This window comes from Amycolatopsis sp. AA4 (genome assembly GCF_002796545.1).
GTDB lineage: Bacteria > Actinomycetota > Actinomycetes > Mycobacteriales > Pseudonocardiaceae > Amycolatopsis.
Window position 1 is genome coordinate 2,939,798 of the sequence record NZ_CP024894.1, and the last position, 22,017, is coordinate 2,961,814.

Below are 22,017 nucleotides of genomic sequence, written 5' to 3' on the forward strand. Positions count from 1 at the left end.
GCAAGTGAAGTGCACTGAGTGCCATTGGGTCCGATCGTGGCTGGTACGCCGGGCTGTTCAGGGCTGCCGGAGCAGCCCGGTTCCAGGGAACGGGTGCGGCACCGGGTGGGGTGCAGCATGACCGGGATCGGCGGAGGCGGGCCCCGGGGTGACCGGATCCTGGGATTGGCTGCGGTGCGCGGGCATCGGCGGGTCTGGGGCGGTCGTTCGGCGAGGTGGCGACTGACCACGAGAATGGATCTTGCACGCGGCGGTTCTCGGCTGGAGCGTAGGGGCGACCTGGCTAAGCGGCTTCGAAGCAGCGAGCCGACGCCCATCGGCGGCCGTGACGGCGGCGGCGGCCTGATGCGGAGGACGGGCTGTCCGGTGCAACGGCGGCTCAGTGCCAGGCAAGGCGCCGGTGCACATGCCGGGCGGGGGAGCGCCGAGGGCAGGCCCCGGCGCTCCGGCCGGGTCAGGACTTGGCCACCTCGGGTTTGAGGACTTCCTCGCACCACTGCCGGAAGGTCGTCGGCGTCTCCGTGGCATGGTGCGGAGTGCGGACAACGCCTTCGTCCAGATGGTTCAGTTTCGCGGTCGCCATGTCCATCATGGACTGTGCCATCGCCTCGGAAAGCCCGTTCGCGAGGACTTGGGCACCGAGCGCCGAGACGGGGATTTGCTGGTACTTAACCGAAATCCCGAGCACCTCGCTCATGATCTCGGCTTCCTGGTCGGGCGAAAGGTCTTCCGGGCCCAGCACGGGCACCTCGTCGCGGCCGGTCCACAAAGGATCCAGCAGCAGCCGGGAAGCGACCCCGGCGATGTCGCGGGTGCAGGCGGTGGGCGCGGCGTAGTCCGGAGGCAGGACGTCGTAGAACGCGCCTTGGTGTTTGATGGCCGAAGTTTGGCGCAGCAGGTTGTCCATAAAGGTCGGACACGCTACCGCGCGGAAGGCGACGCCGGTGGCGGCGATGAGGTCGTCCATCGCCAGCGTCGCGGTGACGTGTCCGGCCCGTGCGGCGGAGGCGGTGCCGCGGCCCAGCGCGCTGATCGACACCACTCGGCGGACGCCGTGGGTGCGGATGGCCTCGACGGCGGGGCGCGCGAAACCGGAGTAGGCCTCGTCGGGGCTGGGGGCTTGACGGTCGGGCGGGACTAGCCAGAACACGGTGTCCGCGCCGTCGAAGGCGCGGGCGAGTACGTCCGGATCGCTGTGCGAACCCGCGTGGACTTCGACGCGTTCACGCAGGTCAGCGGGCAGTTTCGCGGGATCGCGGACAATCGCGCGGACGGGGCGCGCACCGTCGGCGACCTCGGCGAGGACGCGGCTGCCGATGTTTCCGGTGGGGGCGGTGACGACGATCATGCGGGCACTCCAGGAGACTGTCGAACAGGTGGAGGAAGAAGTAAACTCTACCGTACCGTTTACTTTTGGCGGAGGCAAGGATGGCGCGTGAAGGCGGTTCGCAGCTTCGGGGTGCGGAGTTGCGCAAGCACATCCTGCTGGCGGCGAAGAACGTGTTCCTCGAGACCGGATTCGAGCGCGCGTCGATGGACGCGGTCGCGGCCAGCGCGGGGACCTCGAAGCGGTCGCTGTACGCGCACTTCGAGAGCAAGGACAAGCTGTTCCTCGCGGTGCTCGACCTGGTCCGCGAGCTGTACCTCGGCAAGCTGATGACCCCGGACGCCTACGCGGACGACCCGGCCGAGGCGGTCGCGTTGTTCTGCGGGCGGTTCCAGCAGTTGCTGACCTGGGAATCGCAGGCCCGGACGTGCCGACTGTGCATTTCGGCTGCCGAGCGGTTGCCGGACAGCGCGAAGGCGTACTACGAAGCGATGTTCGCGGTGATGTACGCGCGGCTCGCCGAGTATCTGGCCGCGCAGTATAAAATGGACGATCCAGAGGCGGCGGCGCTCGCGGAGGATCTTGTCGGACGGACTGTGCTGCCGCGAGTGTTTCGAGTGTTGTTGAAGGCCGAGCCCGCGATCGAGGAAATGCCCGGGGCGGAGGCGACGGTGGAAAACGTTGAGCTGGAATCGATTCGGCTTGTCGTTGCGGCGGCGTTGGGACAGCGAGGATGAAGATCGCCGGTACTGAGGAACTGGATCTGGAGTACCTCGAGGCCTCGTGCGCGAGGATCGAGGGGAGGAGCCAGGTTCGCGCGAAGGTGCGGATTCCGCGCGAGGAAGGCGATCTCACCGGATGACAGTGCTGCGGTCCGAAGTGGACCGCAGCACGGGTTTGGCTCAGCGCAAGGCGTTCACGGTGATGGTCAGAGTGTCCGGGTCGCCTGCCTGCACAGCGCCGCTGAAATCGGGGCCGGGGGAGACGTCGTCGTAGGGGAAGGCGTAGCCGCGATTGTCCGGAAGTTTGCTGTGCACGATGCGCGCGTAGTGGTTGGTTTCCGGGTTTTGGTAGAACCTCGCCGGGTCCTCGCCGGTCGGCTGTTTCGGGTTGTCGCGCAGGGTGGTGCGGTTCAAGGCCGCCGCTAGCCGGGGGATGATCGCTTTGCGGGCGTCGCTGTCGCCTTGTTTGATGGCGAACGGGCCGCTGTCGCAGCTCCACACGTCCGGTGTGGCTGGTTTGGCGAAGCGTTCGCCGTTGTTGAAGGCGAGGACGCCGTCCGCGCCGACCTGGCCGGTGAACGCGCCGAGGCCGGGTACCTGGGTGTCGACGGTGAGCGTTTCGCTGGTGTATTTCTGCCAGACCTCGTCGAGGTAGCCGTCGAGGTATCCGCCGAATTGGTCGGCACGGTAATGCGCGGACAGGGCGCGCAAAGGCTTTCCGTCGTCGCCGGTTTCGATGAGCGTGCCCCATTTGCCGCCCTGGGCGTTGAGCGCGGCGCAGATCGGGTCGAGCGAGCGGGCCGGGAGGCCGGGGACGGTCTGGTCGCCGGAGCCGGTCGTGGTGAGATGCAGGCCGAGCGGGATCGCGACGAAGTCGACGTAGCTGATGTTGGCGAACAGCACGTCGTTGTTGAAGGTGAATTCGCAGAACGACCAGTTCCGGTTGTAGTTCGGGTCGTCGGCGGCGAGGAAGCTCGGGTGCACGAGCGCCGGGCCCTGGTTGACGAAAAAGTCCAGTTTGCTGTCGAGCGCGACATAGATCCGGGCCGCGTACATTTTCGGGACGGTGACCTGGGAAAGCGACTTCAGCGGGATCGCGCAGTCCTCGCCGAGCGGCGTGTGGTCGCTGCCCGGGGACGGCGGATAATACGGCGTGCCGTCGGCTTTCAGGATGACGAGCCGGTTGTCCAGCGTGGTGCCGGTGAGGTACGCGTAGGTCTGGCTGGCGCCGGACTGGTCGTCGAAAGCGACCTTCGCGGTGTCGGGAGTGGTCGCGGAGGCGAACGCGGTATTCCAGAGTGGAAATGTCGCGGCTGCCGCGGATGCGCAGAGGAATGCCCGCCGGGAAATCAAGGAAAACCGCCTCCTGGAGTCGTACCCTTTTTCCGGTGACCGGCACGCTAGTCACGGCCGGGAAAGCGGGTCAACGAGTGCGCGGGAAATTGGCTGGTTTTGTCATTTCCGGCGGAACGCTCCGGACGCGCACTGAGGCACGGGCCGCCGCCACGGCCCGTGCCTCAGTGTCCGATGTGGACTTTCGGGTCAGCTCACCTGCAGGTCGATGCAGGCGTAGAAGGCGTTCGCGGTGTCCGCGATGTTCCAGACGGCGAGCACCGTCTGCCTTCCGGTGTGCCCCTTGAGGTTCACGTTGTGGGTGACCGTCGCCGGGGGCTGCTGGCCGCCGCCGTCCACGGTGGCGATCTTGTCGTTGCCGATCCAGTACTCGTAGTTGGAAGTGCGGTGCCGGGCGGTGAACTTCCAGGTGAAGGCCACCGACGAGCCGACCGGCGTCGCCTTCCAGCCCTTGTTGTTGTCGTTCAGTTCGGCGAACTGGGCGTTGCCGCCGCTGCAGCTGTGCAGCCCCTTCGGCCCTTCGACGCTCTGCGGTTCCCACTTGATCTGGCCGCAGGACACGACGCCCTGCGCGCACTGGGCCTGCCGGCTCGCCGGCGCGTTGACGTACCCGTGCGCGCTGGCGATGCCTGCCGGGCTGAGCAGCACGAGCACCGGCGCGATCGCCGTGCCGACGGCGGCCGCGACGAGTTTCCGGTTCGCTTTCATGAACAGCTCCTTCGGGGAATGCTCGTTTCCTGGTGCGGGTACGACAAAGCGACGCGCCGGCTTTCCGGGAGCCGGCCCGCACGGGGTGTCGAGCGAAGGGGGTGGGCTTCTTGGTCTAGACCATACGCCCGGGGTTCGGGAAAGGTCAACAGCTGGCAAAGAAAGGCGGAGCCGCGGTTATCAGTCAACGTTGTCAGGCAGGACCACTGTCTCTTGTGGTGCTTGCCGGACGGGTTTCCGGGGATTGCGCCGGTCGGGTGGCGAAGCGCGGATCATGGCCACCCAGCGTGATTTCCTCCGCCCTGTACTGTCTATAGTGGACAGTGTGAAGCTGCGCGGGCGCACGGAAAGCGGCCGGGAGAGGCGGTCCGGTGCAGCGTTTTTGCCCGGCCTTCGCGATCCCCGACTTCCGGAGGGTTGAAAGGAATCGACGGGGAATGCTCAACTGGGTGGTTGGCGTGTTTGCGGGGCGGTTTGTGTTTCGAGGCGCGGCGAGCTTGCGTTCGGCTGGCCGGGGGCGAGAATTCCGGCTAGGTCGGGTGCTGAACCTCAGGACTGCCGGGAGACAGTCAGCGGATGTGATGCTGCACCACGACGAGGACGACCGCTGACGAGCTGGCCGCGCACCAGACTTGCCCGTACTCGAAGGCGCTGGGCGGGAGCATAGAGGTCACGGTGGACGCGACGGCGGCTTGACCAGGGCAATTCGGCGGTGATCGGGGATCGAGGGAGCGTCTTCGATCCACCGGGTCGGGTCTGCGGTGCTGGTGGCGGGTGCAGCGATGGCCGAGGGGTCATTCAGCTGAGGGCACGGAACCCCGAGCAGCCGGGGCCTGCCCAGCCAACTCCCGCGCCACTTCCACCGCCACCTCGATGGTTCGCGCGGCAAGCGGGGACTCCTCGCCGCGGCCGCGCGGCCAGTGCAGGTAGATCGAGCGCGCCGGGGTCGGGTCGAGGTCGTGCACCTGCAGATCCGGCCATCCCTCCGGGCCGTGGATCGCGCCGCAGTCGCGGCAGACGACCTGGTGGATCGCCAGCCAGGGCAGGACGGCCAGTCCCATTCCGGCGCGCACCATCGACAGGATCGTTTCGCTGCCCGCGGAGCGGAACACGATGCGCGGGTGCGCGCCGGCGGCCGCGAGGGATTGCTCCAGTCTGGGCTGGTCGCAGGTCGACGGCCAGGCAACCATGGGTTTGCCGTCCAGTTCCCGCGCGGGCACCGGGCCGGACGGCAGGGTGCCGGGCCGGGCGACTGCCAGGTACGGGTCTTCCATCAGCCGGACATGTTCCGTGTCGTCGCTGATCAGGCCGTCGTAAAACAGCAGGTCCAGTTCGCCCAGCCGAGGTTCGTCGGGTTCCGAGAGGCGGATCTCGCAGCGCGGGTGCTCCTCGCGGAGCCGGCGCAGCACTGTCGGCAGGATCGCGTGCGAGACGCTCTGCAGGGTGCCGACGTCGATGCGGCCTTCGCCTGCCTTGAACCGATCGACCGCTTGGGTCAGGGCGTTGGCCTTCGCCAGGACCTCCCGGCCGTGTTCGAGTACCACGGCGCCAAGGGGAGTGATCCGCACGGGGCGCGGGCCGCCCGGCCGGTCGAAGACCGCGCCGCCGACGGAGCGTTCCAAGGCTGCGATGTGCTGGCTCACGCTCGATTGCGTGTAGCCCAGCCGGGTCGCTGCCCGGGAGAACGTGCCCTCCTCGGCGACCGCGAGCAGGGTCGTGAGTTGTCGCAGGTCCAGGTCGGCCATGAATCCAGAGTATTACAGATCGCGATGGATATCATCGTAAACAATCGCTTTTCTTAAACTTCCGGCACTCTTAGCGTCATTGGCATGACAGTCGCAACGATCACCGCGGAGAGAACTTCGGCTCGCAGGTTGCCGTCGCTAGCGTGGGCACTGGGGGCGTGCCACCTCGTCGCCCGGGGCGGGGCGTTCGTGTCGCCGATGCTGGTGCTGTATCTGACGCAGGAACAGCGGATGTCTCCGACCGCGGCGGGGGCCGTGGTGGCCGCGATCGGCATCGGCGACTTCGGGTCGCAGTTGCTCGGCGGCTGGCTCGGGGACCGGGTCGGGCGGCGGAGGACGATGCTGCTCGGGTTTCTCGGGACGGCGATCGCCTTGGTTGCCTTGGGATCCGCCGAAGCGACGCCGGTCATCTGGGCCACGGCGGTGGGCTACGGACTCGCTGGCGGGCTCTTCCGGCCGGCGGGATCGGCGGCGGTGGCGGATCTTCCGCCGGAGCAGCGGGTGCGGGCGTACAGTCTGCTTTATTGGGCGGCGAATCTCGGATACGCCGTCGCCGCAACGGTTGCCGGGGTACTGGCGAGTCACGGCTACGGGCTGCTGTTCTGGTTGAACGCGGTCGCGATGCTCGTAGCGGCGTTGATCGTGGTGGCTGCGGTGCCGGAAACCCGCTCGGGTGCGAGTCGCCAGAGACGCGCGCTGCTGCCGGTGTTGCGGGTGGACCGTTTGATGATCACCATGACGCTGATTCATGTCGGCTGCTTTACCTTGCTAATGCTGGCTTTCGCGACTTTGCCGTTGCTGATGACCGCGCAGCAGTTCAGTTCCGCGACGTACGGCGGTGTGCTTGCGCTCAACGGGGTCGCCATCGTTGTCCTGCAACCGTTGGCTGTCGCGGTGCTGGCGAATCGCGACCGGGGGTCGGTGCTCGCGACCTCGATGTTGCTGGTGGGGCTTGGCGGCGGTTTGGCCGCCGTGAGCCAAAGCATTGCTGGCTACGCCATTGCGATCCTCGTTGTCAGCCTTGGGCAAATCGGACTGGCGGTCCAGTTCGGTGCGACGTTCGCGGCTCTCGCGCCGCCAGATCTGCGCAGCCGGTACCTGGGTGTCGCGTCGAGTGCGTGGAGTCTTGGCGCGGTGCTCGGACCGGTGCTTGGCACGGCGTTGCTGCAGCAGGCTGGCCGAACTTGGCTGAGCGTCGTGGCTTTCGCTGCCGGAATTCTGCTTTTCCTTGCCCAGCAGTCCGTCGCGGTACGTCTTCGCGAGCAGCAGGCTGGTCAGCTCGCCGAGAAAGGACTCTCAATGACCGTGTCAAGCCGCAACAGTGACCGGATTCGGTGTGTCGAGGGTGAATTCGCGGCCGTCGCGCAGCAGTGCCCAGAGCACGTCGACGAGTCGCCGGGCCAGCGCTAGGAGGGCTTGGGTATGGATGAGTCGTTCGGCGCGCTTCTTGTCGTAGAACCGCCTGGACGGGCCTTGCGTGCGCAGGCTGGACAGGGCGGCCATGTAGAAGACCCTGCGCAGGCGTCGGTTGTAGCGTTTGGGACGGCGCAGGTTTCCGCTGACACGACCGGAGTCGCGTGGCACCGGCACCAATCCGGCATAGGACGCCAAGCGGCCGGCGGTCGCGAAGGTCGCCAGGTCACCGCCGGTGCTGGCGAGAAATTCGGCGCCCAGTCCAGGGCCCATGCCGGGCAGGGACTCGATGATCCTCGCCCACGGATGTCGCCGGAATCGGGCGGTGATCAGCTTGTCGGTGTCTTTGATCTCGCGGTCGAGGTCGAGCAGCTTGCGGGCGATGCGTTTGACGAGCATCGCGGCATCGGCTTCGCCGGGCAGCACCAGGTCCTGGGCGTCGGCGGCGGCGACCGCGGTCGCGGCGGTCTTGCCGATCGCCGGACCCCATGCCTTGTTGTCGGTGAGATGGGTTGTGACACCGCCGATTCCGGCGGTGCGGATCTCGGCGGGGGTGCACATCCCGGCGACCAGGATCAGCGGGGTTCGGTTGGAGTAGTCGAACGCGGCCTCCAGAGCGGGGAAGATCGAGCCCAGCAGCGCCCGCAGCCGGTTGATCCCGGCCACCCAGTCCGACATCAGGTCGGCGCGGTAGCTGGTCAGCTGGGTCAGCGAGACCGCCAGCTCATCGGGCATCGTGACCTCGGTCAGATCCCTTCGCAGCCGGGCGGTTTCGGCGATCACCCGAGCGTCTTTGGCGTCGGTTTTTCCTTCGCCTCGGAATCCGTGGGTCATCGTGTTCACGACCCGGCCCGGCACATAGGTCACCGACTGGTCGGCAGCCAGCAGCGCCGTGATCAGCAGCAACGCCATCGGACTCGTCAAATCGATCGCCCACTGCGCCCGCTGAGCGGCCGCACTGGCACGAGCGATCAACTGCTCGATCGCGCGCTGATCATTCCCGAGTTTCTGACTGAACAGCACCTTCCCGTCGGTGTCGATCGCACACGCGTGATGCATCGATTTGCCGACATCGATCCCGACCCAGACCTCAAGGCGAATCGCCACCCATCCACTCCTGTCATTGCAGGTCACGCCCGTGGACAACCCCGCCGACAGATCCCTAAACAGCGACGACCCGCAACAGCTCTCAATCAGCGAACGGAGCGTCCAGCACGGCGGGGCAGCCAGTCCTTTCGAGCCTCGACAACAGGCAACAACCGATCAGCTACACCCCACCGCCCCGGGCATCCAGGGCACCAACCCCAGACACCCACAAACTTAGGGAACAGACCGATGACAACCATGACCGACACCGAATGGCGCGCTTTCCTTGCCGAGGGAACCAGACTTGCCCACCTTGCTCTCGCGCGGGCGGACGGGCGTCCGCACGTCACCCCGATTTGTTTCGTCCTCGACGGAGACGAACTCGCCTTCGCCCTGTCACCGGGGAGTGTCAAAGGCAAAAGCCTTGCGCGGGACGGACGGGTGGCGGTCTGCGTCAGCGACGAGCGGCAGCCGTACAGCTTCGTGACCGTCGAAGGACAGGCCCGGATCTCTGCCGAGCCGGACCAGATCAGGCGGGTGGCGGCGGGAATCGCCGAACGTTACTACCCCGGTCAGTCCGCAGTGGACCTCGCGGAATCGTTTGTCCACGGTGGATTCACCGCGGTGCGGATCGGCATCGCGCACGTCATCGCCCAATCCGGTCTCGGCTGAGTTTCGGCGGGTCGAGCGGGGGCTCCAGCGCGGTTTCCGCGACGAGCTTTCCTCCAGTGCCGCGGTAATGCGCTGGTTTGCTTGGGAAAGCGCCAGGCCGAGTTGCTTACGGGCGGCCGAGTTCGCGGCGCACGGCGGCGAGCGGACTGGATTTGCCGAGCACGGAACGGCGCACGGCGGCGACGGCGGCCGGTGTGCGGGCCTGGGCGAGGTCGGCGAGTGCGGCCTCGGTCAGCGCGGTGATCCGGCGCAGCATCGAGACGGGGTCAAGAGTGTCCACGGGAAGGGCTCCTCGCTTCGGAGCGTGAAGTTCTGGACTTCACCCCCGGGCAGCGAGGGGAGACGCGGACGTCAGCGGGCGGAGCCCGGCGCGCACGCGCAACCCCCGGGCACTGCCCGGGGGCGGAGAAATCGCTGCGCACGCATGAAGCCATCATGGCACGCCGCACGATGGACGAGCAAACCCCTATGTGCGGTACGTGCGGGGCACTGAGGGACTCAGAGTCCGTGAAGGGCTCCTTGAGGGAATCAGATTCCCTCAAGGAGCCCTTCACGGACCGTGGGTCAGTGGCCGACGGCGGCCCGGACGGATTCCTTGAGCGAGCCGAGTGTTGCGATCACCGCGGTGGGTTCGTAGCCGCAGTGCGCCATGCAGTTCGAGCAGCGCGGGTCCTTGCCGCGGCCGAAGTTCTCCCATTCGGTGGTTTCGATGAGTTCCCGGTACGTCTTCGCGTAGCCGTCGTCGAGCAGGTAGCACGGACGCTGCCAGCCCAGCAGCGAATAGGACGGGATGCCCCACGGCGTGCATTCCAGGTCGCGTTTGCCCTCGAGGAAATCGAGGAACACCGGCGAATGGTTGAGCCGCCAGCGTTTCCGGTTGCCGCCGCCGAAGGCCTTGGCGAACAGTTCCCGGGTCTGCTGCACGCCGAGCCAGTGGTCCTGGTCGGGGGCTTTCTCGTACGCGTACCCGGGTGAAATCTGCATGTTGTCGACGCCGAGGTCGTTGAGGTAGTCGAGCACGTCGATGACGTCCTGCGGGGTGTCCCCGGTGAAGAACGTCGTGTTCGTCATGACGCGGAAGCCCTTTTCCTTGGCGAGCTTGATCGCGTCGACCGCCGCCTGGAAACCGCCCTCCTTGCGCACCGACGCGTCGTGCCGTTCTTCGAGACCGTCGATGTGCACCATCCACGCGAAATTGCGGTGCGGCTTGAATTTGTGGATGTGCTTGGGCAGCAGGAGCGCGTTGGTGCACAGGAAAATGATCTTGTTGCGGGCGAGCAGCTGCCGGGTGATCTCGTCGATCTGCGGATGCATCAGCGGTTCGCCGCCCGCGATGGACACCATCGGCGCGCCGCTCTCCTCGATCGCCCCGACCGCCTGCTCCACCGGCATCCGCTGTTTCAGCAGCGTGTGCGGCTGTGCGATCTTGCCGCAGCCGCCGCATTTGAGGTTGCACGCGAACAGCGGTTCCAGCTCGACCAGGAGCGGGAATTTCTCCTTGCGCAGCAGCTTCTGCTTCATCAGATAACCGCCCAGTCGAAGAGACTGGCGCAACGGCATGGCCATCGCTCAGAGCACCTCCCGAGGTAGGGTGAACGTCATTTCTTCTTCTGTCAGCGTGTTTTCCGCGACGCTGACCGGTCCCAATCCGTGCAGGGCTTCGACCACTTCGGCGACGAGATGCGGCGGTGCCGACGCTCCCGCGGTGAGCCCGATCCGCCCGGCCCCGGCGAGCCGGCGCAGGTCGACGTCGCCGCAGCCGTCCACCAGCACCGCCGGGGTCCCCTCGCGTTCGGAGACTTCCACCAGCCGCCGCGAGTTCGACGAATTCCCGGAACCCACGACCAGCACCAGATCGACCTCGCGGGCGATCGCGCGCAAAGCCTGCTGCCGGTTGGTGGTGGCGTAGCAGATGTCGTCCTTGCGCGGCGCGGAAAGTCCGGGGAATCGTTCGCGCAGCACGGACGCGATCTCCTCGGCCTCGTCGACCGCCAGGGTGGTCTGCATGGTGTACGCGGTCCGCGACGGATCGCGCACGGTCACCGTCCGCGCGGCTGCGACATCGCCGACGACCACCACATTCTCCGGCGCTTCTCCGACGGTTCCTTCGACCTCCTCGTGCTCAGCGTGTCCAATGAGGAACACCGTCTCGCCGCGACCGGTGTAACGGCGGACTTCGTTGTGCACCTTGGTCACCAACGGACACGTCGCGTCCACTACGGACAGTCCGCGGCCTGCTGCGGCACGACGAACAGCGGGGGAGACTCCGTGGGCGGCGAACACCAGCGTCGCGCCTTCCGGAACTTCCTCCACCTCGTCCACGAACACCGCACCGCGACCCTGCAACCGATGCACGACGTGGGTGTTGTGCACGATCTGCCGACGCACGTACACCGGTGCGCCATGCTTTTCCAGGGCTCGCTCGACGATATCGATCGCCCGCTCCACCCCGGCACAGAACGACCGCGGGCTCGCGAGCAACACCGTGCGCGGACGCACCGCTTCGGTCCACGCCGCGAGCGCGGGGGCGGCGCGGCGCAGACTCCGCAACCCAGCGAGTCCATTCGAGACAGTCGAAGGCCGGAGCAACGGCGCACCGACAGTGTCCACAATGGCGCGAACCACCGCGAATGGTTCGCCGCTGGCCGCAAGCCACGCAGACTCCATGTCAACCGCCAGCGCGCCGCTGGCAGCCAGCGCAGCCCGTTCCCGCTCCCGCACCACGTGCGAACTGCCGATCACCGGTCCGAGATGGACAGTGAGACCGAGCCGTCGCAACGCACCCGCCAGCAACGGCGCGGACGGCACCGGCACCACGCCGGACGGACCACGCACCTCGGTGGCGACGACGACGTCCCCCGGCCGTACCGAAGGTGTGAGCCCGCCCCCGACCCCCGCGACGATTCGCGGTCCGGACGGGAGCCGGGCCGCAGCGGCGGCGGCCCGGCGTGGCCCGAGTCCGGTGTGGACTGTCCGCGGACCGCGCACCGCGGCCTGCTCGATCCGCAACGGGGTGCAGACGATCGGCGTCATGACCCGCCCCGTACGTACCGGCCGAGCGCGGACAGCGGGAACACCACGCGATACAGGTGATACGACAGGTAAAAGTCGCCCGGGAAGCCGGTCCCGGTGTGCTTGTCCTCGTCCCAGCCACCGTCTGGACGCTGCCGTTCGCACAGCCACTCGACGCCCCGGGCGACCACTGTGGACTCTCGCTCTCCGGCAGCCAGCAACGCCAGCAATGCCCACGCCGTCTGCGAAGGCGTCGAATCACCACGTCCGGCCCACGATCGATCGTCGTACGACCGCAGGTCCTCGCCCCATCCGCCATCGTCGTTCTGGTGCTCGGCCAGCCACCGCACCGCCCGCCGGATCCGCGGATCGGTCCCGGGGACCCCGGCCGCGACCAGCGCGGGCACCACCGCGCCCGTGCCGTACACGTAGTTCGCGCCCCACCGGCCGAACCACGAACCGTCCGCCTCCTGGTTGTCCCATAGCCACCGGATCCCGCGACGGCATTCGCGGGTGTCCGCTTTCCCTTCCGCGGCCAGCATTTCGACCACGTGCGCGGTCACGTCCGCCGACGGCGGGTCGATCACCGCGCCGAAATCGCAGAACGGCAACCGCGTCGTCAGCACCTGTGTGTTGTCCGCGTCGAACGCGCCCCAGCCGCCGTCGCTGGACTGCATCCCCTCCAGCCACGCGACGCTCCGGTCGACCGCCTCGCGGATCCGCAGGTGATCCGGTTTGCCCATCCGCCGCAGCGCGAGCACCACCTCGGCGGTGTCGTCGGTGTCCGGGTAGCCGTCGTTGGCGAACTCGAACGCGAACCCGCCGGGCTTCAGCGAAGGCCGCCGCACCGCCCAGTCTCCCGGGACCCGGATTTCCTCGCCCAGCATCCACTCCGCGGCCCGGACCAGGCTTTCGTCGCCGGGGGACACGCCCGCGTCGAGCAGCGCGGTCATCGCCAGCGCGGTGTCCCACACCGGCGACTGGCACGCTTCGAGCCGCCGCACCCAGCCCTGGTCGGTCTTCTCCCGGATGGTGAATCCGTCGAGCCCGGCGATCCCGGCCTTGAGCGCGGGATGGTCGAGCGAATAGCCGAGCAGGTGCAGCGCGAGGATCGAGTACACCCACGGCGGCTGGATCCCGCCCCACGAACCGTCGGCCTCCTGCCGCGCGAGAATCCACTCCGCCGCCTGCTTGAGCGCGAGCTTCCGCACCGGGTTGAGCGGCAGTTTCGCGTACGCGTGCAGCGCGGTGTCGAGATTCTGGAACACGCCGTCCCACGTCCACGGCGCGCGCGGCTTCGGCGGTCGCTTGCCGGTGCGCAGCTCGGCGACATCGAAGGGCAGCTTCCGCGCCGGGCGCAGCGTGCCGACGATGGTCAGCGGCACGATGGTCTGCCGGGCCCAGCACGCGAAGTCGTAGACGTTGAGCGGGAACCACGACGGCAGGAAGATCAGCTCCGGCGGCAGGCTCGGCAGGTCGTCCCACGACCACTGGCCGACCATCGCGAGCCAGATCCGGGTGAACACCCGGGTCGCCTCGATCCCGCCGTGCTCGCGGATCCACTCCGCGGCCGTGGCCAGCCACGGGGCGTCCGCCGGGTCGCCGGCCAGCCGCAGCGCGACCCACGCCTCGACCGTCGTGGAGAGGTCAGCCGGGCCGTCCGGGAAGTTCGCCCAGGTGCCGTCGGCGCGCTGCTGCGAGCGGATCCAGCGCGCCGACTCCTCGGCGATCTGCGGCGTGAGGATCCCGAGGAAATGCCGCAGCAGCAGGTCTTCGGCGTCCATCGTGACGTTGGTGGCGAGTTCGCCCTTCCACCATCCGGCACGGTCCTGCTCGCGGCGCAGGAACTGGACCGCCGCGGCGACCGTGTCGGCGGCGGTGCGGGCGGCGGGCGCGGAGGCGGCGGTCCGGGGGACGGTCTGGGTCATCACGCTTCCCTTCCGGCGATGAATCGGGCGATCGATACGAGGTCGGCGCGCGGGCCCGGCGGGAGGGCGGCCAGGGCTTGCTCCGCGGTGGCGACGTGCCGCGCCGCTTCCGCGGTGGCCCATGCGCGGCCGCCCGCGTCGTCCACCAGCGCGGCGATCCGCGCGAGGTCGGTGTCGTCGTCCCCGGCCAGCCACTCGGCGAGCCGCCGGCCCGCCGCGCCGCCGTGCGTGGTGGCGTAGGTGATCGGCAGGGACTTCTTGCGCGCCTGCAGGTCGGAGTACACCGATTTCCCGGTGACCGCCGGGTCGCCCCAGATGCCGAGCACGTCGTCGACGAGCTGGAACGCCAGGCCGATCTCCTCGCCGAACACCGACAGCGCGTCGACCACCTCGGCGGGCGCTCCGGCGAGCACCGCCCCGATCGCGGCGCTGGCGGACAGCAGCGCGCCCGTTTTCCCGGCGGCCATCGTCACGCATTCGGCGAGCCCGACGTCGTCGCGCTGCTCGAACGCGACGTCCAGGAACTGGCCGTGGATGAGCCGCCGCGTGGTCTCGGTGAGCAGCCGGCCGGCCGCGACCGCGTGCGGGGAACCGCTGTCCAGCACCACTTCCTGGGCGAGCGCGAGCATCGCGTCCCCGGTCAGGATCGCGCTCGCGGACCCCCACAGCGCCCACACCGTCGGCCGGTGCCTGCGCTCGGTGTCGCCGTCCATCAGGTCGTCGTGGACGAGCGAGAAGTTGTGCACCAGTTCGACCGCGACCGCGCCGGGCACGCCGACTTCCACCGGCGCGCCCGCGGCCTGCGCGGACACCACGGCGAGCGCCGAACGCACCGCTTTGCCGCCGTTGCCGCGCACCGGGACGCCGTTCGGGTCGGTCCAGCCGAGGTGGTAGGCGCTGATCGCGCGGCTGGTGTCGTCCAGCCGGTCGACGGCGGCGCGCAACGCGGGCTGCACGACGTCCCGGGCACTGCCGAGCACCGGCGGCACCGCGGAGCGGGTTTTCTCGGCAGAAAACAGATTGGCGGTCATGCTCCGACTCCCTCCCTCTTACCGTTGTGCTGAAGGAGGGCGGCGGCCGCGGTCGCGCCACTGCGCGCGGCGCCCTCCATGGTCGCGGGCCATCCGGTCGCGGTCCACGCGCCCGCCAGGTACAGCCCGGGCAGAGCGGTGCGCGCGGGCGGGCGCAGCGAGGCGGTGCCGGGACCGGGCCGGAACGTGGCGTGCCGCTCGCGGGTGACGAAGAAGTCGAGCACCTGCGCGCCGCGTGCCTCGGGCAGCAGCGTCAGCAGCTCGGGGAGCAGCTGCTCGCGCAGTTTCGCGGTGGGCAAGTCGATCTGCGCGTCCGCGGCGGACAGCGACATCGCGAGGTACTGCCCGGAGTCCAAACCGGACTGTCGCGTTCGGTCGAACACCCACTGCACCGGCGTGCGCACGCCCGCGACGAACGGTTCGTCGAGCACTTTCCGGTCGAGAACGACGTGCACGTTCACGATCGGCGAGCTGCCGAGCCCGCCGGACCAGCCCGGCGGCAACCCGATCGCCCCGGTCGGCGCGAGCTGTTCGGTCACCGGCGGCGGAGTGGCGAGCACGACCTGGCTGAACTCCTCCTCGCCGCGATCCGTGACCACCCGCCAGCCTTCGCTGATCGCGCGCACCTTCGTGCCGACCCGGACGTCCGCCCCGGCCTCGATCAGCCGCTCGCGCGCGGGGTCGCCGTGCAGTTCCCGCAACGGGACCAGCGACCAGCCGATGTCGGCGGCGGCCGGGTCGGTGAGCAGACCCTCTTGGAACACCGTCGCGGCGAGGCTGAGCGACGCGTCGTCGGCCGTCGCGTTCAGCGTTGCCACGCCGACCAGATCCCACAACGCTTCGATCGCCGCCGCGCTCTGCCCGTGCCGCCGCAGCCATTCCCCGAAGGACTGGCGATCCGTGCGGTCCGCCTTCGGGTCGACCCGGCGCAACGCGAGCGCGGCGAGCGCGAACCGGGCCCGGTCGAGCGGGCGCAGCGGTTCGTAACGCAACAGCGAGGTGGCCAGGTGCAGCGGCGCGGGCAGGTCGTCGCGCCGCAGCCAGGTCGGCTCCGTCGCGCCCGGCAGGCGGATCGGGATCTCCAGCCGCGGCTGCAACACCACCCGGTCCGCGACCCCGAGACGGTCCAGCAGCGCGCGATACGCGGTGCAGCAACGGAGGAACACGTGCTGTCCATTGTCGACCCGCAGCTCTCCGCGCGTGAACGAATGCGTGAGCCCGCCCAGCTGCGGCCGCGCCTCGAACAGCGTGACCGGACGTCCGGCGTCGGCGCACGCGAGCGCGGCGGCGATGCCCGCGAGCCCGCCGCCGACCACCGCGACCGGGGCGGTCATCGGCCGATCCCGGTCAGCGCTCGGAACGCCACCACCGCCTTTTCCCGGCCGGACAACGAAAGCCTCCGGTCGAACACGCGCGCGGGCTGTTCGTCGATCCGGTCCAGCAGGGTGCGGTAGATGCCCGACATCGCGGTGCAGCACGCGGCGCTGCGACCGTCCAAAGAGGGCACCAGCCGAAGCCCGCGGGCGTACCAGTCCCGGGCGCGCGTCGCGCTGTCGTGGATCAGCGCGGCGAGGCCGCCTTCGGGATCGGCCAGCTTGCCGTCCGGGCCGACGGACAGTTCGACGCCGAACCGGTCGAGGTCCTCTTTGGGCAGATACACCCGCCCGTTGAGCAGATCCTCGCGGATGTCGCGCAGGATATTGGTCTGCTGCAAGGCGATTCCCAGCTCGTCGGCGTACACCGGCGCGTTCGGCTCCGGACGGCTGCCGAACACGCCGAGGCACAGCCGCCCGACCGAACCCGCCACGCACCGGCAGTACTCGACCAGTTCCTCGAACCGCACGTACTCGCGGCCGGTCACGTCCATCTCGACGCCGTCGAGCAATTCCTCGAACGCGCCCAGCGGAATCGGGTACCGGCGCGCCGCGTCGGCGACCGCGACGTACACCGGGTCGGCGGTCGAGGACAGGTCGCCGAGCGCTTTCCGCACTCCGGCGAGTCCCTGCAGCTTGGTCTCGGCCGACGCCGCGGTGTCGTCGCCGATGTCGTCGATGATCCGGGCCAGCGCGTACACCGCGCACAACGCCGCCCGTTTGCCCGGCGGCAGCAACCGGATCCCATAGTAGAAATTGCGCGCCTGTTCCTTGGTGACCGCCGCGCAGTGCGCGTAGGCCTCGTCCACTGTGCCCAGTGCCGTCATCCGGACCGCCTCCTCGTGCCGACTTGCAGCCACCCCAGCCAACTCAGCAGTCCGGCCCGGCTCGGCCGGACCGGTGCGGACAGCACGTCGCCGCCGCTCGCGCGCAGCGCGTCGACCGTCGCGAGCCCGCCCGCCAGAAACCCGCTCACCGCGAACCGTCCCCAGCCGGACAGGTACCCGAGCAAATCCGCGCCGCTGCCCAGCAGAGCGGCGGCGCGGCCGGTTTCCCATCGCATCAGCGCTTTCAAGCGGGGCGACGCGTGCGCGGCGCCCAGTTCCTCCTCGGCGACGCCGAACTCGGCGAGGTCCTCCTGCGGCAGGTAGATCCGCCCGTTGCGGTAGTCCTCGCCGACGTCCTGCCAGTGCTCCACCAGCTGGAGCCCGGTGCAGATCCGGTCGGACAGCCCGGCGGCGGCCGGGTCGGCCACGCCGAGCAGGTCGAGCACGATGCGCCCGACCGGATCGGCGGAAAGCCGGCAGTACGCCAGCAAGTCCGCGAAGACCGGATAACGGTGCACCCGCTGGTCCTGGATGTTCGCCTGGACAAGCCGCTGGAACGGTTCCTCGGTCAGCCGTCCGGCGCGGATCGCCGGGAGAAGTCCACGGACAGCGGGATCTTCCGGTTCCCCGTTGCCGAACGCCGCGGACAGTTCGGAGGAAAACGCCTCGAGCTGCGCGACCCGGTCGCCCTCGGCTTCGTCGCCCAGATCGTCCACAGTGCGCGCGACGGAATAGACCGCGACCAGGTCGGCGCGCAGCTGTTCCGGCAGCACCCGCAGGGCCACCGGGAAGTTTTCCGCGCGCCGTTTCTCTCGCAGTCCTGACGTATCCGGAGCGTGACGGACTCCCGAGGTTGCTCTCATCCCCGCCAGTGTCGCGCCCCCGGACGGGCGGCTTCTGCCGCCGGAAAGCGAATTTCGGTGGCTTCGACTTGGCACGAGAGGCCAAAGTGGGGACAGGATGTCCCGAGGCGACCCGAGACCGCTGCCTGCGACGGAAGGACTCCCGGACACATGGGACCAGATCAGGTGACCCGGCTTGACGAACTGGAAACGGTGGTGACCCGCCGGCTGCCCGCCATGCTCAACGAGGTCCGCGACCAGCTCGCGGACGAGCATCCCGACTACGCGGAGTTCCTGACCGAAGAACTCGCCGACCTCGTCGCCGCCAGCGCGGGATTCGTGCGGCGGCTGATCGACATGGCGGCCGAGCCCGACGAACGGCTGCCGGAACTGGGGTCCGGCGTCGAACAGACGGTGTTCGAGGAAATCGGGCGCGCGCAATACCAGCAGGGGAGGCGCGTCACGAGCCTGCTGTCCGCGTACCGCGTCGGCGCGCGCGTGGCGTGGCGGCACGTTTCGGAAGCCGCGCTCGATCTCCAGGTGCCCGCCGAATTGTTCGCCTCGCTCGCGACCACCGTGTTCGCTCTGGTGGACCAGCTTTCGGAATCTTCACTTCGCGGTTACCTGCAGGAGCAGTCGGATGCGGTACGCGCGCGCGAAAGATTGCGCGACGAACTGACCGCGCTGTTGTTGTCCGACCGAGCGGACAAGGCCGCGGTGCGCGCCGCCGCGGCGCGGGCGGACTGGCGGTTGCCGAAGCACGCCGCGGTCGTGCTGGTGGAGGACGACAACGAGCTGGGCCGGGAATTGGTGTTCCGGCTCGAAGACAGCTGCCTGCGGCTGCGCCGTCCCGGCGTGGTCGTGGCGATCGTCCCGGATCCGGGCGGTCCCGGCAGACGCGCGTGGCTCGCTCGCGCGTTGCGCGGCGGCGGCGCCGTGGTCGGCGCGACGGTGCCGCTCGACCGGCTCCCGGCGAGCCTGCGCATCGCCGAGGTGACCGCGCGGCTGCGCCGGGACCATCTGCTCAGCGACGATCCGGTGTTCGCCGACGAGCACCTCGACGCGATCATCGTGCACCGCGACGACCGGCTGCTCGACGTGCTGAGAAGACAGGCGCTCGCCCCGCTGGCCGAGCTGAACGAATCCGCGCGGGAACGGCTGTCCACCACGCTCACGTCGTGGCTGCTGCATCTGGGGGACCGCAAGGCGGTCGCGGAGGATCTGCACATCCATCCGCAGACCGTGTCGTACCGGCTGGGCCGCCTGCACGACCTGTTCGGGCCGTCGCTGGACGACCCGGCCGTGCGCGCGACGCTGGTGCTGGCGCTGGCCTGGGGTCCGCCCGGGGAAGCGGACGAAACCGCCTGATCGGGGAATTCCCCTGATGCGGCAGCACAATGGACGTGCTTGGCTCGGGGGAGCGGGGGTACCCCGGCGAGAACCGGGAACGGTGCCCGGGGGAGGAGGTTCGCGTGGCTCCGTCAGCTTTCGGCGCCGAAACGCGCCGCGAGCGCGCGGTACAGGCCGGGTGCCGTACCGCGCAGGGCGACGGGGAACCGCAGCCAGCGCGGCACGTAGTAGTCGCCCGGATGCGCGGCGGCGCGCACGACGGCGGCGGCCACGCGTTCGGCGCTCACCGGACGAGGCGTGCCGCGGGTGTAGGGACGGCCGCGGCGCTCGAAGAATTCCGTGCGCACCACGCCGGGAACTACGATTCCGACCGTTACGCCGGTGCCGTGCAACTCGAATCGCAGGCTGTCGGCGAAAGCGTCCACACCGGACTTCGCCGCCGCGTACACGGCTTCCCCGCCGACGCCGGTGCGCCCGGCGATCGACGAGACGAAGACGATCTGCCCGCGGTCGCGTTCCAGCATCGCGGGCAGCAGCGCACGGGTCAGCTCGAGCGGCGCGGTCAGGTTCACCGCGACGAGGTGCCGCAGGCGTTTCTCGGTCAGGTCCGGAAGGGGACCGGCCCAGCCGAGACCGGCGTTGTTGACGAGCAGATCCACCGATCCGGTGATCGCCAACGCGCGTTCGGCGAGCTCCGCGGCGGCGCCGAGATGCGCGAGGTCGGCGGTGAGCGCGGTGCCGCCGGTTTCCTTGGCGACGGCGGCGAGCCGGTCCTCGTTCCGCCCGTGCAGCAGCACGTGGACGCCGGAGCGGGCAAGCTTGCGCGCGGCGGCGGCTCCGATGCCGGACGACGCGCCGGTGACGAGCGCGGTGCGGGCCATCAGGCGGCGGGCAGCGCGGCCGGGCGGTGGCCCATGCGCAGCGTGATGCCCGCCGAGCGCAGCGAACGCCGGAACCACCACAGCGAACCGGCGATGGCCAGCCCGATGAGCGAGTACGAGCCGGCGGTGCTCGCCATGAGGAAGCTGCCGACCGTTTCGCGCGCGAGCATCAGCAGCGTCACGCCGCCGTTCACCGCGAACACGAGCCCCCACAGCACCGACACGCGCTGGAAGAACCGGCGCATTCCGGGATGTCCGGAGAGCGTTTCCGGGAATGCGCAGAAATCGCCCGCCAGCCGCGCGAGCAGCGGTTTGTTGAACGGCGCGGAGACCAGGAACAGGCTGGCGACGAGGAAATTCTGTAGAGTCGGCTGCAGGAAGTACAGGAATGCGCTGCCGGTGGCCAGGCCCAGCACAGTGCGCGCGACCAGCAGAGCCGTGGTCAGCAGCAGCACGGCGGGGATCTTCTTGCGCAGCGCGAGCCGGGCGCCGACGACGGCGACCGACCAGCACAGGGCGGCGATGACCCCGCTGTCGAAGCTCACCAGGGTCAGCAGGAGATAGAACAGGCCGGCCGGGACCAGCGTCGATTCCAGGAGGTGCCGGCCCCCGTCCACCACGAGACTGCGGAACGAGGGGAGGTCGATCGTATGGGGGTGTCGCATGCGGGTTCTGCTGCCTCCGGTGCCAACCGGGCGACTCGGCCTCGGACAAGGCTTGAGCATAAGCACGGCGGATGGGGACGGTGTGAGGTGAGGAGTCCGTGACAGTTACGGGGATGTCGCTGGTCGTGGCGGTCCCCGCCGCCGTCGCCGGCGCGGCGTGCATGGGACTCGCGAGCGCAGCGCAGGCCAGGGCGACCAAAGAGGTGGAAACCGGCAAACCGCTCGACCTGACGCTCTTCAAGCGGCTCGTCGGACGACCATTGTGGCTCATCGGGATCGCCGCGACCATCCTGGGGCTCGTCCTGCAGCTCGTCGCGCTCGCGTTCGGGCCGTTGCTGCTGGTCCAGCCGCTGCTCGTGACGTCGCTCATGTTCGCCGGCCTGGCGTCCGCGCGGCTGGAGCGCCGCCGCCCGGACCGCACGATGAGCGTCGGCGGCCTGCTGTGCGTCGCCGGGCTCGCCGCGTTCCTCGTGATCGCCCGCCCCAGCGGCAACAGCGACACGCTCGTCAGCGGCGGTGCCCTGCTGCCGCTCGGCATCGCGCTCGCCGCGGTGACCCTGGTCTCGCTTGTTGTTGCCGCGTCAACGAATTCCGGGTCGTGGCGGGTGCTCGGGCTGGCCGTCGCCACCGGCGTCCTGTACGGCCTCACTGCCGGGCTGATGAAGGTGGTCGCGGGCCAGTTCCGCGCCGGGATCGACGAGCCGTTCCGGCACTGGACGCTGTATCTGGTGTGCGTCGTGGGGCCGCTGGGGTTCCTGTTGAGCCAGAACACGTTCCAGCAGGGCCGGTTCCTGACGCCCGCGCTCGCCGTCATCACCGCGCTGGATCCGCTGGTCGGCGTGGCGATCGGGCTGTCGTGGATGGGGGAGTCGGCCGACGGGAGGCCGCTCGCGCTGTTCGGCGAGGCGCTGGCCGGTCTGGTGATCGTGGTCGGGATCGCGCTGCTGTCCACGCGCGCGTCGCATTTGTCGGCGGAATCGGAAACGCCGTCCGCCGAAGACGAAACCGCATCGGAAGAATCCGGCGAACGGCCCGATTCGGACCCGGACGACGGGTACGGGCTCGCCGGGACCGCCTGCTAG

The 22,017-nt window shown here is 69.2% G+C and carries 21 protein-coding genes; 6 read left to right on the top strand and 15 right to left on the bottom strand.

What is annotated here, in order from left to right:
* Window positions 1–454: 454 nt before the first annotated feature.
* Entirely contained in the window at window positions 455–1,348 is an 894-nt protein-coding gene (locus CU254_RS13860; protein WP_009076649.1) for an NAD(P)H-binding protein, read from the bottom strand.
* Window positions 1,349–1,428: 80 nt separating this feature from the next.
* Between CU254_RS13860 and CU254_RS13865 the strand changes: the two genes are divergently transcribed.
* Entirely contained in the window at window positions 1,429–2,064 is a 636-nt protein-coding gene (locus CU254_RS13865; RefSeq protein WP_037713580.1) for a TetR/AcrR family transcriptional regulator, read from the top strand.
* Window positions 2,061–2,189, top strand: a complete 129-nt coding sequence (locus tag CU254_RS44625) for a hypothetical protein (protein WP_255409869.1) — start codon at window positions 2,061–2,063, stop codon at window positions 2,187–2,189. The genes CU254_RS13865 and CU254_RS44625 overlap by 4 nt, the downstream gene beginning before the upstream one ends.
* A 40-nt stretch (window positions 2,190–2,229) precedes the next feature.
* Here CU254_RS44625 and CU254_RS13870 read toward each other — a convergent pair whose 3' ends face one another.
* From CU254_RS13870 to CU254_RS13885, 3 genes are all read right to left on the bottom strand, one after another.
* Window positions 2,230–3,402, bottom strand: a complete 1,173-nt coding sequence (locus CU254_RS13870; RefSeq protein WP_009076651.1) for a glycoside hydrolase family 64 protein — start codon at window positions 3,400–3,402, stop codon at window positions 2,230–2,232.
* Window positions 3,403–3,591: 189 nt separating this feature from the next.
* The gene (locus tag CU254_RS13875; RefSeq protein ID WP_009076652.1) at window positions 3,592–4,110 is read right to left on the bottom strand and encodes a lytic polysaccharide monooxygenase auxiliary activity family 9 protein; all 519 of its coding nucleotides are present in this window, start codon (window positions 4,108–4,110) and stop codon (window positions 3,592–3,594) included.
* Window positions 4,111–4,904: 794 nt separating this feature from the next.
* Window positions 4,905–5,855 carry a LysR family transcriptional regulator gene (locus tag CU254_RS13885; RefSeq protein WP_009076653.1) on the bottom strand — a complete coding sequence of 317 codons (951 nt, stop codon included), beginning with the start codon at window positions 5,853–5,855 and terminating at the stop codon, window positions 4,905–4,907.
* 84 nt (window positions 5,856–5,939) lie between these two features.
* Here CU254_RS13885 and CU254_RS13890 point away from each other — a divergent pair, with 84 nt between their 5' ends.
* On the top strand, window positions 5,940–7,265 hold the full coding sequence (locus tag CU254_RS13890; RefSeq protein ID WP_009076654.1) for an MFS transporter: 1,326 nt from the start codon (window positions 5,940–5,942) through the stop codon (window positions 7,263–7,265).
* Here the strand turns inward: CU254_RS13890 and CU254_RS13895 are convergent.
* Window positions 7,164–8,375 (bottom strand): IS110 family transposase, encoded by a 1,212-nt coding sequence (locus tag CU254_RS13895; RefSeq protein WP_009076656.1) that lies wholly within the window; start codon window positions 8,373–8,375, stop codon window positions 7,164–7,166. The two genes, CU254_RS13890 and CU254_RS13895, sit on opposite strands and share 102 nt — an antisense overlap.
* A gap of 228 nt (window positions 8,376–8,603) precedes the next feature.
* On the opposite strand from CU254_RS13895, the gene CU254_RS13900 reads away from it, so the two are divergent.
* Window positions 8,604–9,026, top strand: a complete 423-nt coding sequence (locus CU254_RS13900) for a PPOX class F420-dependent oxidoreductase (RefSeq protein ID WP_009076657.1) — start codon at window positions 8,604–8,606, stop codon at window positions 9,024–9,026.
* Window positions 9,027–9,132: 106 nt separating this feature from the next.
* Here CU254_RS13900 and CU254_RS43000 read toward each other — a convergent pair whose 3' ends face one another.
* The 8 genes from CU254_RS43000 to hpnC form a co-directional block, all read right to left on the bottom strand.
* On the bottom strand, window positions 9,133–9,306 hold the full coding sequence (locus tag CU254_RS43000; RefSeq protein WP_158688024.1) for a hypothetical protein: 174 nt from the start codon (window positions 9,304–9,306) through the stop codon (window positions 9,133–9,135).
* Between the two features lie 284 nt (window positions 9,307–9,590).
* A complete protein-coding gene (gene hpnH / locus CU254_RS13905) occupies window positions 9,591–10,592 on the bottom strand; it encodes an adenosyl-hopene transferase HpnH (RefSeq protein WP_009076658.1) in 1,002 nt (333 codons plus the stop codon).
* 3 nt (window positions 10,593–10,595) lie between these two features.
* Entirely contained in the window at window positions 10,596–12,059 is a 1,464-nt protein-coding gene (gene ispH / locus CU254_RS13910) for a 4-hydroxy-3-methylbut-2-enyl diphosphate reductase (protein WP_009076659.1), read from the bottom strand.
* On the bottom strand, window positions 12,056–13,966 hold the full coding sequence (gene shc / locus CU254_RS13915; RefSeq protein ID WP_037713585.1) for a squalene--hopene cyclase: 1,911 nt from the start codon (window positions 13,964–13,966) through the stop codon (window positions 12,056–12,058). Before shc ends, ispH begins: the two co-directional genes overlap by 4 nt.
* Window positions 13,966–14,997, bottom strand: a complete 1,032-nt coding sequence (locus tag CU254_RS13920; protein WP_009076661.1) for a polyprenyl synthetase family protein — start codon at window positions 14,995–14,997, stop codon at window positions 13,966–13,968. Before CU254_RS13920 ends, shc begins: the two co-directional genes overlap by 1 nt.
* A complete protein-coding gene (gene hpnE / locus CU254_RS13925) occupies window positions 14,994–16,331 on the bottom strand; it encodes a hydroxysqualene dehydroxylase HpnE (protein WP_009076662.1) in 1,338 nt (445 codons plus the stop codon). The genes CU254_RS13920 and hpnE overlap by 4 nt, the downstream gene beginning before the upstream one ends.
* A complete protein-coding gene (gene hpnD, locus CU254_RS13930) occupies window positions 16,328–17,197 on the bottom strand; it encodes a presqualene diphosphate synthase HpnD (RefSeq protein WP_037713587.1) in 870 nt (289 codons plus the stop codon). The genes hpnE and hpnD overlap by 4 nt, the downstream gene beginning before the upstream one ends.
* Window positions 17,194–18,060 (bottom strand): squalene synthase HpnC, encoded by an 867-nt coding sequence (gene hpnC / locus CU254_RS13935; RefSeq protein ID WP_063631940.1) that lies wholly within the window; start codon window positions 18,058–18,060, stop codon window positions 17,194–17,196. Before hpnC ends, hpnD begins: the two co-directional genes overlap by 4 nt.
* Window positions 18,061–18,210: 150 nt before the next feature.
* On the opposite strand from hpnC, the gene CU254_RS13940 reads away from it, so the two are divergent.
* Window positions 18,211–19,407 carry a CdaR family transcriptional regulator gene (locus tag CU254_RS13940; RefSeq protein WP_050788174.1) on the top strand — a complete coding sequence of 399 codons (1,197 nt, stop codon included), beginning with the start codon at window positions 18,211–18,213 and terminating at the stop codon, window positions 19,405–19,407.
* Between the two features lie 113 nt (window positions 19,408–19,520).
* Here the strand turns inward: CU254_RS13940 and CU254_RS13945 are convergent, their stop codons facing one another.
* Complete coding sequence (locus CU254_RS13945) at window positions 19,521–20,270, bottom strand: SDR family oxidoreductase (protein ID WP_037713590.1); 750 nt, start codon at window positions 20,268–20,270, stop codon at window positions 19,521–19,523.
* On the bottom strand, window positions 20,270–20,935 hold the full coding sequence (locus CU254_RS13950; RefSeq protein WP_009076667.1) for a VC0807 family protein: 666 nt from the start codon (window positions 20,933–20,935) through the stop codon (window positions 20,270–20,272). Before CU254_RS13950 ends, CU254_RS13945 begins: the two co-directional genes overlap by 1 nt.
* A gap of 98 nt (window positions 20,936–21,033) precedes the next feature.
* On the opposite strand from CU254_RS13950, the gene CU254_RS13955 reads away from it, so the two are divergent.
* Window positions 21,034–22,017 carry a DMT family transporter gene (locus CU254_RS13955; protein WP_199785904.1) on the top strand — a complete coding sequence of 328 codons (984 nt, stop codon included), beginning with the start codon at window positions 21,034–21,036 and terminating at the stop codon, window positions 22,015–22,017.

What these genes read in the sequence shown, in the direction of transcription:
- CU254_RS13860 (WP_009076649.1), bottom strand. Translation starts at nt 1,348, where the DNA reads ATGATCGTCGTCACCGCCCCCACCGGAAACATCGGCAGCCGCGTCCTC.
- CU254_RS13865 (WP_037713580.1), top strand. Translation starts at nt 1,429, where the DNA reads ATGGCGCGTGAAGGCGGTTCGCAGCTTCGGGGTGCGGAGTTGCGCAAG.
- CU254_RS44625 (WP_255409869.1), top strand. Translation starts at nt 2,061, where the DNA reads ATGAAGATCGCCGGTACTGAGGAACTGGATCTGGAGTACCTCGAGGCC.
- CU254_RS13875 (WP_009076652.1), bottom strand. Translation starts at nt 4,110, where the DNA reads ATGAAAGCGAACCGGAAACTCGTCGCGGCCGCCGTCGGCACGGCGATC.
- CU254_RS13885 (WP_009076653.1), bottom strand. Translation starts at nt 5,855, where the DNA reads ATGGCCGACCTGGACCTGCGACAACTCACGACCCTGCTCGCGGTCGCC.
- CU254_RS13890 (WP_009076654.1), top strand. Translation starts at nt 5,940, where the DNA reads ATGACAGTCGCAACGATCACCGCGGAGAGAACTTCGGCTCGCAGGTTG.
- CU254_RS13900 (WP_009076657.1), top strand. Translation starts at nt 8,604, where the DNA reads ATGACAACCATGACCGACACCGAATGGCGCGCTTTCCTTGCCGAGGGA.
- hpnH (WP_009076658.1), bottom strand. Translation starts at nt 10,592, where the DNA reads ATGGCCATGCCGTTGCGCCAGTCTCTTCGACTGGGCGGTTATCTGATG.
- ispH (WP_009076659.1), bottom strand. Translation starts at nt 12,059, where the DNA reads ATGACGCCGATCGTCTGCACCCCGTTGCGGATCGAGCAGGCCGCGGTG.
- shc (WP_037713585.1), bottom strand. Translation starts at nt 13,966, where the DNA reads ATGACCCAGACCGTCCCCCGGACCGCCGCCTCCGCGCCCGCCGCCCGC.
- CU254_RS13920 (WP_009076661.1), bottom strand. Translation starts at nt 14,997, where the DNA reads ATGACCGCCAATCTGTTTTCTGCCGAGAAAACCCGCTCCGCGGTGCCG.
- hpnE (WP_009076662.1), bottom strand. Translation starts at nt 16,331, where the DNA reads ATGACCGCCCCGGTCGCGGTGGTCGGCGGCGGGCTCGCGGGCATCGCC.
- hpnD (WP_037713587.1), bottom strand. Translation starts at nt 17,197, where the DNA reads ATGACGGCACTGGGCACAGTGGACGAGGCCTACGCGCACTGCGCGGCG.
- hpnC (WP_063631940.1), bottom strand. Translation starts at nt 18,060, where the DNA reads ATGAGAGCAACCTCGGGAGTCCGTCACGCTCCGGATACGTCAGGACTG.
- CU254_RS13940 (WP_050788174.1), top strand. Translation starts at nt 18,211, where the DNA reads ATGGGACCAGATCAGGTGACCCGGCTTGACGAACTGGAAACGGTGGTG.
- CU254_RS13945 (WP_037713590.1), bottom strand. Translation starts at nt 20,270, where the DNA reads ATGGCCCGCACCGCGCTCGTCACCGGCGCGTCGTCCGGCATCGGAGCC.
- CU254_RS13950 (WP_009076667.1), bottom strand. Translation starts at nt 20,935, where the DNA reads ATGCGACACCCCCATACGATCGACCTCCCCTCGTTCCGCAGTCTCGTG.